General features: G+C 32.5%; 14 protein-coding genes and 1 pseudogene. 14 read left to right on the top strand and 1 reads right to left on the bottom strand.

The window, feature by feature from the left end; genetic code table 11:
* Nucleotides 1-107: 107 nt before the first annotated feature.
* Nucleotides 108-398, top strand: coding sequence for an ATP-dependent Clp protease adaptor ClpS (locus IPJ23_02370; GenBank protein MBK7629563.1), 291 nt, complete (start codon nt 108-110; stop codon nt 396-398).
* On the opposite strand, the gene IPJ23_02365 is transcribed toward IPJ23_02370, so the two are convergent.
* The gene (locus IPJ23_02365; protein ID MBK7629562.1) at nt 395-805 is read right to left on the bottom strand and encodes an SET domain-containing protein-lysine N-methyltransferase; all 411 of its coding nucleotides are present in this window, start codon (nt 803-805) and stop codon (nt 395-397) included. The two genes, IPJ23_02370 and IPJ23_02365, sit on opposite strands and share 4 nt — an antisense overlap.
* Nucleotides 806-1282: 477 nt before the next feature.
* Here IPJ23_02365 and IPJ23_02360 point away from each other — a divergent pair, with 477 nt between their 5' ends.
* From IPJ23_02360 to IPJ23_02300, 13 genes and pseudogenes are all read left to right on the top strand, one after another.
* On the top strand, nt 1283-1828 hold the full coding sequence (locus IPJ23_02360; GenBank protein ID MBK7629561.1) for a cytochrome c family protein: 546 nt from the start codon (nt 1283-1285) through the stop codon (nt 1826-1828).
* Nucleotides 1829-2006: 178 nt separating this feature from the next.
* On the top strand, nt 2007-3125 hold the full coding sequence (locus IPJ23_02355; protein ID MBK7629560.1) for a hypothetical protein: 1119 nt from the start codon (nt 2007-2009) through the stop codon (nt 3123-3125).
* 10 nt (nt 3126-3135) lie between these two features.
* Nucleotides 3136-4350, top strand: coding sequence for a cytochrome C (locus IPJ23_02350; protein MBK7629559.1), 1215 nt, complete (start codon nt 3136-3138; stop codon nt 4348-4350).
* Nucleotides 4343-4948 (top strand): hypothetical protein, encoded by a 606-nt coding sequence (locus tag IPJ23_02345; GenBank protein ID MBK7629558.1) that lies wholly within the window; start codon nt 4343-4345, stop codon nt 4946-4948. Before IPJ23_02350 ends, IPJ23_02345 begins: the two co-directional genes overlap by 8 nt.
* On the top strand, nt 4903-5283 hold the full coding sequence (locus tag IPJ23_02340) for a CxxxxCH/CxxCH domain-containing protein (GenBank protein MBK7629557.1): 381 nt from the start codon (nt 4903-4905) through the stop codon (nt 5281-5283). Before IPJ23_02345 ends, IPJ23_02340 begins: the two co-directional genes overlap by 46 nt.
* Before the next feature lie 902 nt (nt 5284-6185).
* Complete coding sequence (locus IPJ23_02335; GenBank protein ID MBK7629556.1) at nt 6186-6539, top strand: hypothetical protein; 354 nt, start codon at nt 6186-6188, stop codon at nt 6537-6539.
* 289 nt (nt 6540-6828) lie between these two features.
* Nucleotides 6829-7266, top strand: coding sequence for a hypothetical protein (locus IPJ23_02330; GenBank protein MBK7629555.1), 438 nt, complete (start codon nt 6829-6831; stop codon nt 7264-7266).
* Nucleotides 7233-7751, top strand: coding sequence for a hypothetical protein (locus IPJ23_02325; GenBank protein MBK7629554.1), 519 nt, complete (start codon nt 7233-7235; stop codon nt 7749-7751). The genes IPJ23_02330 and IPJ23_02325 overlap by 34 nt, the downstream gene beginning before the upstream one ends.
* A 297-nt stretch (nt 7752-8048) precedes the next feature.
* Nucleotides 8049-8315: pseudogene (locus IPJ23_02320) on the top strand (hypothetical protein).
* A gap of 226 nt (nt 8316-8541) precedes the next feature.
* Nucleotides 8542-9186, top strand: coding sequence for a hypothetical protein (locus tag IPJ23_02315; GenBank protein ID MBK7629553.1), 645 nt, complete (start codon nt 8542-8544; stop codon nt 9184-9186).
* Between the two features lie 216 nt (nt 9187-9402).
* A complete protein-coding gene (locus IPJ23_02310; protein MBK7629552.1) occupies nt 9403-9660 on the top strand; it encodes a response regulator in 258 nt (85 codons plus the stop codon).
* A 102-nt stretch (nt 9661-9762) separates the two neighbouring features.
* Nucleotides 9763-10011 (top strand): helix-turn-helix transcriptional regulator, encoded by a 249-nt coding sequence (locus IPJ23_02305; protein MBK7629551.1) that lies wholly within the window; start codon nt 9763-9765, stop codon nt 10009-10011.
* A gap of 556 nt (nt 10012-10567) precedes the next feature.
* Nucleotides 10568-12736 (top strand): T9SS type A sorting domain-containing protein, encoded by a 2169-nt coding sequence (locus IPJ23_02300; GenBank protein MBK7629550.1) that lies wholly within the window; start codon nt 10568-10570, stop codon nt 12734-12736.
* Nucleotides 12737-12777: the final 41 nt, after the last annotated feature.

Below are 12777 nucleotides of genomic sequence, written 5' to 3'. Positions count from 1 at the left end.
AATCAATTATAAGATGCGTTTATTATTTTTATTAGGACTTTCTTGTGATGTAATCTATATTTTATTTCAAGCTTTTATAAAAAAAATCAAATAAGTATTTTTTAACTATGGAATTAAAACCAGATGAAACCAAACAGATTGAAATAACTACTGAAGAAACTTCGCATGTTGATCTTTCTTCGAGAGTACTTTTATTTAACGATGATTGGCATACATTTGAAGAAGTTATTTCTCAATTGATCATAGCAACAAAATGCAGTTTTGAACAAGCCCGTGGTTTTGCTTTTGAAGTTCATGTTAAAGGTAAAGCAATTGTTTTTTCTGGATCTATGAGCAAATGTCTACAAGTTTCTTCTGTTTTAGAAGAAATAGCCTTGCACACTCAAATTTTAACTTAACTAATATCTATTGTAACCAAATCTGACTTATTGCCGCATTCGTTACAAGAACAATAGTCATAAATTTCTTCGTATCCATAATCGATAGTTAATTCGTCCCCGGAGTGTATATCTGTAGTAGCAAATAGTATTAAATTGCCATTTTCGTCTTCATCAATATCACAATTATAATCACACGAATGATTTAAATATCTTAGTTGTGAATGCTTTGAGGCATCAATGTATTCATCTTCATCTTTATAAAAGATGTAAACATTTCCTTCTTCCTCTCTTCTTTCACACTCATCACCATTAATTAGCTCTCCGCTAATAATAGTGATTACTTGTCCTTCTTTATGATTCACAGCAGAAAATAAGCCTAAACCATGCACCGATGAGTCTTGTACTAGTAGATTATCAATTGTCATAAATTAATCTTTAATTCTTTTCTTTGATTTGAAAAAACAGAAATACCATTGTTTTGTTCTGATTGTTTCTAATGATAACAAGGAAGTAAATCACTGTAGTTTATCAGGTAGCAAAATTATCTGTAAAGATATTTTTAATACGGTACAAACATAAGAAAAAAACTTCATTTCTTAAATTAACGTCGTTATCGGAGAAGATGTGGCGAACATATTAATCTTTTTGTAATTTTTGATCAGAACAATTATCAGTATTGGGAGAATGTTGATTGATATTTTCAAAATAAAGAAATTTAAATGTCTTATACTAAAAATATCAATCATTTTATTGGTATCTAAATTGGATTAGTTTGTAATTGGATAAAAGCAAACAACTATGCTTCGTTGTACAATAATTAACGCTATTTTTAGTTGCCTTTATCAATAAATCTTTGAATATTGCATTTGAATTTTATTAACCACTTATCTTCAGGAGGTATTATGAAATACTTTATTATCATCGTTATGAGCGTAATCTTGACTCCATTCGTATTTATGAATGCACAAAATGGTTACACTTATATTGGGGTTGATGGATGCGCTATGTGTCACAAAACTGAAAAACAGGGAAGCCAACAATCAATCTGGCAAAATAGTAAACACTCCAAAGCATTTGAAACCCTAAAAACCGAAAAAGCAAACCAGATTGCAGCAGAAAAAGGATTCAAAACTCCAGCTTCAGAAACACCTGAATGTTTGAAATGCCACGTTACAGGCTACAATTTAGATGCTTCTATGTTAGGTAAGAAATTTAAAGTTGAAGATGGTGTTCAGTGTGAAACCTGTCATGGACCTGGTTCTGCTTACAAAGACATGAAAGTTATGAAAGACAAAGATTTAGCTATAAAGAACGGTTTAATTATGCATGACAAGCTTGAAGATTTTTGCACAGGTTGCCATAACGTAGAAAGTCCAACTTTTGTTGATCTAAATGTTGATGAAGCCTGGCAAAAAATTAAACACAATATTCCTGAATCAAAAAAATAATTTATTTATAGAATAATATTGCAAGAAAATCGATGAAAAAATTATACTCTTGCTCTTTTTAGGAGCCACAACATTCATCTCCGTTCAAAATATTAATGGTCGTCTCTCAAGTTCTGTTTATACTTTTGAAAGATATGATTCAGTTAATTCATCTGAACAGTATTTAAGAGCTTATGAAATGTTAAATCTTAATCTTAACTATGGAAAAGTTTCTGTTAGATCATATCTAAATTTTGAAACAGATGTGATGAGCAAGAATGATTCTGATCCGAGATTAAGATTTTATAACCTTTATCTTGAAGCCAGAGACTTAATGGATATTGCTACAATCCGTTTAGGAAGGCAGCCTATTATTAACAGTATTGCCGGCGGTGTTTATGATGGTGCATCGCTTACACTTAAGAAATCTGACTACAAATTTAATGCTTATTTTGGTGGAAATGTTCCGGCTTACCAAAAATTTGAGTTGATTGAAAATTTTGGAGAGAATTTTCTTTATGGTGGAAAATTTACAACTACCGTTATTCCTAATTTTCAAGTAGGAATTGGTTATGTAAACAAGAACTTTCAACCACAAAAGTATACTGCAAATCGTTTGAATCCTGAACTCAATCTTGTTGAAGTTGAAATTGAGAATAAATCAAATCAATACGAATTTGTTACTGGTGAAATTAATTTTAATCAAAAAGGATTAGTTTCCATTTTTACTCGTGGTGATTATGATTTGAATTTTAATCAACTTTCCAAAGTTGAATTTGATGCTCGTACTGAAGCTGTTGATAGATTAGGAATAAACCTTTACTACAATTATCGTCAGCCAAAAATAAGATATAACTCAATCTTTGCAGTCTTTGATTACGGCAACACACACGAAATCGAAATTGGTGCGGATTATAAGATCAATTCCATGTTTACTGTAATCGGAAAATTCGGCAATGTTCAGTATAAGGATGAGAATTCTCAAAGATTAGGAGTTGGATTATCTACAACTTATGGCAGCATTAATTATAGAAAAACATTTGGATATGCCGGAGAGTTAGATGCTGTTTCCCTTTATTCAGGTTATACATTTTTTGAAGGATTATTTACACCAACTGTAGGATTATCATTTACTAATTATAAACTTAATCCAGATGATGAAGCAAATAATATTACATCGTTGATGGTTGGAGCAAATATTCGCCCGTTCCGTGTACTTTCATTCGATTTACAAGGTCAGTACATGGATAATAAAATTTATAAGAATGATCTTAGATTGTTCTTCAAACTTAATTACTGGTTTAACTTAAACATTTAATATTCCAACTATGCAAAAATTAAAAGTTTTATATCTGTTTGTCTTTTTTGGAACCATTGTTTTTCTATTAATAGGTGCAAATAGTTCTGTAAAAGATGAAATGCCTGTTTCAAATGAAGGTAGAATAAAGTTTTCTCATTCACTTCATAAAGATTTAGCTGACTGTCAAACATGTCACTCTGCAGTAAGCCAAAGTGTAAGTTTAAAGGATCAACTTTTCCCAAATCATGATAATTGTTCAACTTGTCATGAAGTTGATAATGAACAAGAATGTTCAACATGTCATTATGAGGATAGTTTTGAAGCACTCGTTAAAAGTGATAAAGGATTAATATTTAATCATAAGATCCATTTAGCTAACGAAGTAAATAATTGCGAAACCTGCCATGAAGGATTAGGTGAAGTTGATTACAGCTGGCAATCTGCTGGTGCTCATCCACAGATGGCAACCTGTTATACCTGTCACAATGATAAAACAGTTGCTTCAAATGCTTGTGAATCCTGCCATATTTCTACGGCAAATCTACTGCCACAGGATCATAGGGTTGTAAGCTTTGCTAAGACACATAAATTTGCAGCTCAAGAATTTAACGCTAACTGTGTGATGTGTCATGATAATCAAAGTTGTGAAGATTGCCATGTGGCTACAGTTGGTATCACCGAGACAAATACTCTAAACGATTTCTATCAACCTTATTATCCAAGCAATTTTGTTGATGGAACTAAAGTTCAATCAATAAATCGAGTACATGAATTAAACTACAGATTTACACACGGAATTGATTCAAGAGGAAAAACTTCTGAATGCCAGACTTGTCATCAGGTTGAAACTTTTTGTGTGGAATGTCACCAATCCGACAATGAAGATTTCGCTTTTGGTGGAATTGTTCCTGCTTCTCATTTAAAAGCAACCTTTAAAACATTTGGTGTTGGATCGGGCGGTGGAGATCATGCTACTTTAGCGAAACGAGATATTGAACGATGTATGTCTTGCCATGATGTTAATGGTGCAGATCCTACTTGTATTACTTGCCATTTTGATGCAGATGGAATAAAAGGAACTAATTCAAAAACACATGCAATTGGATTTATGAAAGATGAACATGGTGATTGGCATAATGATAACGGCTCAACTTGTTATAATTGTCATACTAGTGCTTCACCACAATCTCAATCTGGATTAGGGTTCTGTGGATATTGCCATGGAACAAATGTAAATGATTAAAACTGAAAATATTTTTACGGAAAAACTAATGAAGTATTTACTTTTATTTTTAACGTTTTGTTTAAGCTCAATATTTTTTATTTCCTGTAGTGATTTAAAAGAAGACCTTAACACTTCGGCTCCGGTTATTTCACTGCATAAGGATGGAATTGTAAATCCAGCGTCACCAGATTTTCATGGTAATATTGTAAGGAGTGCAAATTGGGATATGAAAGAATGTCAGCAATGTCATTCCGCAAATTATTCAGGTGGAACAGCAGGAACAAGTTGTTACAATTCGGGTTGTCATAATACTCCAGGTGGACCAGAAGCTTGTAATACTTGCCATGGTGATTTTGCAAATCCATTACTAGTAGCTCCACCAAGAGCTTTAAATGGAGCTATCTTATCAAGTGAAAAAGGTGTTGGAGCGCATACAAAACATTTAAGTGGTAATCTTATTGGAAAGGTTGTAGAATGCACTGAATGTCATACAATTCCAAATGGTTTTTCTGATCCAATTCACATTGATAAAACTCAAGGTGCAGAATTAGTTTTGGTAACTTTACGAGAATGTCAACAAATATTCCTGGTGGATTTAATTATCAACAAAGCTTAGGGGATTTTATTCCAAATCCTTCTTTTGATTATTCTAACGGAACTTGTGCAAATATATATTGCCATGGTTATTTTAAGAATGGCAATTTAAATAATGTAGTTTCATTTACTGCTCAATCTCAAGGTGCTGCTTGTGGTACATGTCACGGCGATCCTGCAACAGGAAATCCGTTACCAAAAACTTCATCTCAAGGAGGTATACACCCACCAAATCAGAATTGCGAACTTTGCCATCTTGATGTTGTTTCAGTTCAAGGTAATAATTATACAATCATTGATAAGAACAAACACATTAATGGAAAGTTAAATGTTTTTGGTAATGAGGAAACTTATTAGGACTAATTTTTATAGTTAAGTAAGAAAAGCCGCTTTTTTACAGCGGCTTTTTTGATTTACGGCCAACCTAGCGGAAAGGGAGGGACTATCCACACTCCAGAATATCTTATATATTTAGCTTAATTTCAAAGTATTTTTTAGCAACTCTCCATAATGTCTCCATCCTTTTTAAGGAATTTTCATTTTGTCCTTAAAAAAGAAAAACACCTGTTGTCCTGCCCATAATAGTTGTACAAATGCGTAAGTTAGTAAATCCATCATAAAGTACTGGTATATTGATGAGGAATTGTTACCTACGGCAACGGAGGTGAACTTATACAAACAACAGCAAATCTATTTTACTTTATTTCTGAAATCAAGACAAAAATGAAATTTTTGATAAGTACTATTAGTAAATGTAGTTCAATAATTGATCTAACTTGATTAATTGTAATCAGTAGGTTGCGGGTTCAATTCTACCTGGGTCACCTAAAATTTTAATTATTTGTTTTAAATGATTATTTGTTTAAAAAAATAGTCAATTATAAATGATTCTAATAGTTACTATAAGGCTATTTTTTCCAAAATTTTTTGTTAATATTACAAGTTCTTCATTGAGAAAAAATGATTAAGTTGCTTTTGTTTACCCCAAAATGAAAACTGTTTATTTAATAAGTACATATTCAGGAATACTATTATTTTTATTTCTATCTGAATTATTTTTTGCACAAAATAATTTAAATTCTGATCAAATTAATATTCCAACAGGCTTTCCAATAATCAAAAATTATCTTCCTAAAGAATACAAAGCACACAATCAAAATTGGGCGATCGTAAAGACAAACGCGGAATTATGTATTTCGGAAATTCAGCCGGCGTGCTTGAGTTTGATGGGCAAAACTGGAATTTGATAGAAGTAACCAATGGTATTGTTCGTTCAATGTGTTGATGATAACGGTACGGTGTTTATTGGTGCCGCAGATGATTTAGGATATTTAGTTCGTGATTCTAAGAACGCAACATTAAAATACAAATCTTTGATAAAGTATATTCCAATAAAAGAAGCTTTTGGACACGTTTGGTACACATTTTATATTGATAGCAGTGTTTTCATCATTACCAAAAATTTCATTTTTCAATTTACATTTCCAAACAACGATTACTTAAAGCCGGTTGTTAATTATTGGAAAACAAATCCCAGATATAGAATTGCCCATAAAGTTAATGAACAATTATTTGTACTTGATTCCGAAGATGGTTTACTTGCGCTTTGGTAAAATCGTTTAGTAAAATAAATGGCAGTGAAATTTTTTAGGATAACACAATCTATTCTATATGTCGCCCTATGATGATGCAGAAAAAAATTTTAATCGCAACAAAAAAGGTAATTTTTTATTTACAATGGGTCTGAATTTATTCCATTTAAAACTGAAGCAACTCAATTCTTATTAGAAAATAATATTTATTTTCCGGGTGTAAAGCTTTCTGATAATTCTTTCGTTTATAATACATCTAAAAGGGAGTGGTGTTTATTAATAGTTCAGGAAAGATTATCAGAAAATTAATATGGCAACCGGTATTCCTGATGATGGCGTAATTTATACGTTTTATTCAAATGATAAATTATGGCTGGCATTACAAAACGGAATTTCAGCAATTGATCTTCCATCACCAGTCGCATATTTAAATCAAAATTCAGGTTTAAAAGGTTCTATCAGTGACGTAAAGATTTTTAATAACAAATTATATGCTGCATCAACAGCGGGAATATTTATAGTTGATTTACAGAATCCACAATCTACACAACCACGTTTTTTAGAAATACCAAATATAACTCAAGAAGGTTGGCAGTTCTTAAAATATAAAAATAAAATCTTAACTGCATTAACAGATGGCGTTTATGAGGTTGATGGTTTAACACTTATAAAATTAAGTTCAAAATGGAGCGGCTGTTATTCAATCTATAACTCATCTTTTTTCCAAATAGAATTTATGCAGCATTAGAGACGGGTTTTGCCGTACTCGATGAAATTAATGGTGTTTGGATTGATAGAGGTAAATTAGCAGGTGTAAATACTGCTATTAGAAGTATCAATGAAGATAAATATGGTAATCTTTGGCTTGGCAGTTCTTATGATGGAGTTTATAAAGTTTCAAATCTTACACAAGATTTAAATACGTTGCCAACTATAAATCATATTTCTGATAAACATATCAAGCAAGAGGATGAAGTTAAATTATTTGAAACTAATAATGGCTTACTCTTTACAACTAAACGAGAAGTACTTGTTTTTAATGAAAGTAATCAATCATTTGAACCTGAAAAAACAATCGGGTTTAATAAGCATTTTGCAAAAGCTGAGATACTTTTTATCCTGCAAGATAATGATGGAACATACTGGGTTTCAGCAGTAAAAATTCATCAGAGCTTTTTATTGCAACTGCATTTGCTAATAATAATTATGAATGGAAAGATCTTTCCTTCCTAAAAAGTGTTATAGATTTTTCAAACAGTAATGCGGTTTTTACAATCTTTAAAGATGAAAACACGGGTGTAGTTTGGTTTTGCGGTGCAGATGGAATTGTAAGTTTTAACAGCCGCTACCTAAATAAATACGATGAGCAAAGTTCTGAATTTAATGCGCTTATTAGAAAAGTAATATTGAAAGGTGATTCGCTTTTATTTGCAGGTGATGACATTACAAAACATCGATTAGTTCTGGTGAAAAGATCAAGCTTGACCTAACTTTAATTCATTACGTTTTGAGTTTTCAGCTTTAACTTATGATGGCAATCTCAGCCAGTATCAGTACAAGTTAGATGGTTTAGATGACGATTGGTCTGCATGGACATTAGAGAGCAGAAAAGATTACACAAATCTTTCTCCGGGTAAATATGTTTTTAGAGTTAGGGCTAAAAATATTTACAATAACATTAAGCCAGGAATCAACATTTACATTTTCAGTTTTAACCCCCTGGTTTCAATCGTGGTATATGTTTTTAGTTTATTTAATTTTGTTAGGATTGATTATTTATTTGATAACAAAAGTTAGAGTTAATTATCTAACTCAAAGCAATATAAAACTTGAACACATAATTGATGAGCGAACAAAGGTTATAAGCGACCAAGCAGAAAAACTTAAACAGCTTGATGAGATTAAGTCCAGATTTTTTACAAACATCTCAAGATGAATTTAGAACTCCTCTTACACTCACACTTGGACAGCTTGAATCTGTAATGGGTTCACTTCAGGATTTAAATCTTAAGAAAAACTTCAAATGGGTTATCAAAATGCTAAAAAACTTTTACGCTTGATAAATCAGCTTTTAGAAATATCCAAAATAGAATCCGGTATGCATCATCTTAAAGTAAACAAAAAAGATATTGTTCTATTTTGTACGTCATATCTTTTTACTTTTGAATCAATTGCTGATCAAAAAGGAATTACTTTAGATTTTCAATCGCAATCAGATAAGATCACTGTATACTTTGACTCTGAAAAAATGGATAAAGTTTTTACAAATCTAATTAGCAACGCGATCAAGTTTACAAATGAAGGCGGCAAAATTGTTGTTGATATCTCAAAGAAAAAGGAGCTTAGTTTAGAAGAGCGAGAGACAGTAGAAATTGTTGTTAAAGATTCCGGGATAGGTATTCCAAAAGATCGCTTGCCGTATGTATTTGATAGATTTTATCAAGCTGATCGTGTTGATAGAAGTGATATAGAAGGTACAGGTATTGGATTAACCTTAGCCAAAGAATTGGTAGACCTGCATTCAGGTAAAATTGAAGTTGAAAGTGAGTTTGGCAATGGAACTTCTATAAAAGTTATTTTACTTTTAGGTAAAGATCATTTTAATAGTGATGAAATTTCTGAGAATTTGCAAATGAAGACTCTGATTTCGAAATTGATCCACCTCTAATACTGAAAGAAGCAGATGAAGAATTTGATAAAGATTTAAGGATGAAAAGAATATCAAAGAATCAGTTTTAGTCGTTGATGATAATTCTGATATCAGGCAATTTATTCGAGAACAACTCGAAGATTCCTTCCAGATTTATGAAGCAAGTGATGGACTGAACGGAATAAAATTAGTCTGCAGAATTAATTCCAAAATCTTATTATCACTGATGTAAGAATGCCGGGTATTGATGGTTTTGAAGTGAGTAAAAAATTAAAACAAGATGCTCTAACCAGCCATATCCCTATAATTATTTTAACGGCAAAATCTGATCAGGAAGATAAATTAACAGGACTTGAAACAGGAGCTGATGATTATCTTGTTAAACCGTTTAGTACACAGGAATTAATTGTTAGAGTAAAAAATCTAATCACAACAAGAAAAAACTTAGAGAACGATACAGCAAAACAGCAAATTTTAATCCTTCGGATGTAACCGAATCTTCAATAGATCAATTATTTTTTAGAAAAAGTAATAAAGTCCATAAATAATAACATAAGTAATACTGCATATTCGGTAGATCAACTGGCAAATGAAGTGGCTTTCAGTGTTTCTCAACTGAACAGAAAATTAAAAGCTTTAATTGATCAGCCTGCAGGACTTTATATTAGAACTATTAGATTAGAAAAAGCTGCGGAAATGTTAAGAAATAAAGTGGCATCAGTTAAAGAAATTGCATTTGCTGTTGGATTTACAGAACAATCAAATTTTGCGAAAAGTTTTAAGAAGTATTTTGGGGTTGCACCATCAGAATTTAACATCGAACAGGATCAGCCGCGTAAGTAAAAATAAATTTGAATAGGTTTATTTGAAATTTCCCCAAAAATCATCTTTGTTATCAATTTTTAGGATTCTTTCCACAATAACCAACAATATGCTTAATTCTAATAAGTCATTGATCATTTTGGATAATAGTTAGATTTAGTTTGAAGATTAAGTTTACAACTCTTAAATATTAGAAAACTATACAGATTCCCCTTGAAAAGATAAAAGTGTTGTTTTTTTGGTGTTTTAATTATTAACAAAATTAAAGGAGTGCTATGATGAAAATTAAACTTACATTGTTTTTATTGCTTTTCTTAGCTGTAAGTACAGAATTTGCTCAAAATTATCCAGCTTACCAGTGGGTTCATCCAAAACCATTCGGTACCTCAACAGGGGTTGTAAAGGTTTGGGATGCAAATAATTTTTATGCATTTGGTCAGGCAGGCACATTTGTTAAAACCACAGACGGCGGACAGACTTTCACATTAAATCCATTCGCCGGCGTACCAAATTCATTACCTTACAATACTACAAATGATATTTATGGTGCTCATTTTGTGGATATGAATACTTTTATTTGTGCGGAGTTTGGGGAGTTACAAAAACCACAGATGGCGGACAAACATTTAATCAAGTTGGTGCTGGATATTTTCCAACTTCAACTTTACGAGATATTCAGTTTATTGATGACAATATTGGTTATGTAGTTGGTACTTCTGCAACCAAAATGTCTAAAACGACCGATGGCGGTGCAACTTGGACAGTTGACCCACTTTTGCCAGCAACTACTTATTACAACGTTCACGCTTTTAGTGAAAATAGAGTTATGGTTGCCGGAAGTGTGAGCAGTACTTTTAATATCCGTTTCACAACAAACGGCGGTGTATTTTGGAATGATGCTGCTGCTGGAACAAGCACAATTTACACACTCGCTTGTTTTGATTCTTTAGTTGGATTTGCAGGTAGTTTTTCCGGACGTGCTTATAAAACCACAGATGGCGGATTTACCTGGAATCAGATGACTTCAATGAATGCTCCGACATCTTCAACTTTTAATAGTTCATTTATTGATGGCTCTACTCTTTATTTCCTTGATGATGACTCTTTAGTTTTTGTTTCATCTGATAGTGGAAACACGTTTACAACATCACAATATTTACCAACAGGTAAAACCAAACAAATAATGCGAGGAGTTGGTGTTAACGGCTCAAATATGGTTGTTGTGGGAGATAATGGTTACATGTTTACGTCTACTGATGCTGGTAATAATTGGAGTACACAGAGCGAAATAACAGCGGGTGGATTTGTTCAAGGATTATATGGTGATCAAACAGGTAAAATAATAGCAGTTGGTACAAATGGCCCAACTCAAGTTATAGTCTCTGATGATTTTGGTGCAAGCTGGAGTCCCGTTGCGTTATCATTACCTTCAGCGGATTTAAGATCATTACAAATGTTTGATGCTACAAATGGATATGCAGTTGGCAGCAGTGGTAAAGTCTGGAAAACAACAGATGGTGGTCATAGTTTTGAAGTTTATGCAGGTGCAACAACCATCCAAGCATTTAATGACGTAAATTTTTATAATACTCAATATGGTATGGTTGCGGGTAATGGTGGACAAATCTGGAAAACTACTGATTCTGGAAATAGCTGGGTTACGATCAGTAATCTTGGTAACACCACTGGACAAAATAGTATTGCGATGATTGACAGTATTTCTGCATTAGTAGCTGGTAGCTCAATAATTAATAAAACTACTGACGGTGGAACTACCTGGACACCAATTACTCCTGGCATTCCGCTTGGACCAATGTCAAGGATAAGGATGCGTTCACAATCAGTAGGGTATATGATTGGTGGTTCGGGCACAAGCCAAACTGGATATGTATTTAAAACTACCGATGCTGGAGATACCTGGACAAATATGAATTTCCCTTTTAATACGACTATGTTGTACAATATTGATTTCAGAAGTGATTCTGAATATGTTGTTGTTGGTTATAGTGGCGGTGTTTTCCACACAACAAATGATGGACAAAGCTGGAACCAAATTAATCTTGGATTATTAAACGTTGTTCAAAGCCAGGTTATTGGTGTTAATTTTATAAGTGCAGACACTGTCATCGTTGGCGGTAACGGATCAAGCGTTGTTAAAATTGCTCTTGACCCAATTGTGCCAGTTGAACTTTCTTCATTTATAGCAAATGTAAATTCAGATAACATTTCATTAATCTGGACAACTGCAACAGAATTAAATAACCGCGGATTTGAAGTTGAGAGAAAAGTCTCCACATCAAATGATTGGACCAACTTAGGATTTATTGAAGGACGTGGAACAAGCAGTGAACCAAAAACTTATGTTTACCAGGATTTCAATGTAAATTCAGGAATCAGTTATAACTATAGAATCAGACAAACTGATTATGATGGAAGCGCAACAGTTTACAATCTTGCAGAAACTGTTACATTTGGAACTCCTGTTAATTTTGACTTAGCACAGAATTATCCAAATCCATTTAACCCAAGTACAACAATATCATTTTCAATTCCACTAAAATCAGATGTAAGTGTAAAGATATATGACGTACTTGGAAACGAAGTAACAACATTGGTTAATGAAACAAAAGAAGCAGGAAGATATAGTGTAGACTTTAATGCTTCAAAATATTCAAGTGGAGTTTACTTCTACACAATAAAAGCTGGTAATTTTACAGAAACTAAAAAGATGACGTTAATTAAATAGCCTCAAATTAACGTCGTATTAGTCCCGAAGAAATATTTTTT

Source organism: Ignavibacteriales bacterium (assembly GCA_016709765.1).
Classification (GTDB): domain Bacteria; phylum Bacteroidota; class Ignavibacteria; order Ignavibacteriales; family Ignavibacteriaceae; genus IGN3.
Note: the sequence above shows the minus strand (reverse complement) of the source record. Positions and strands in the feature narration are given on the sequence as shown.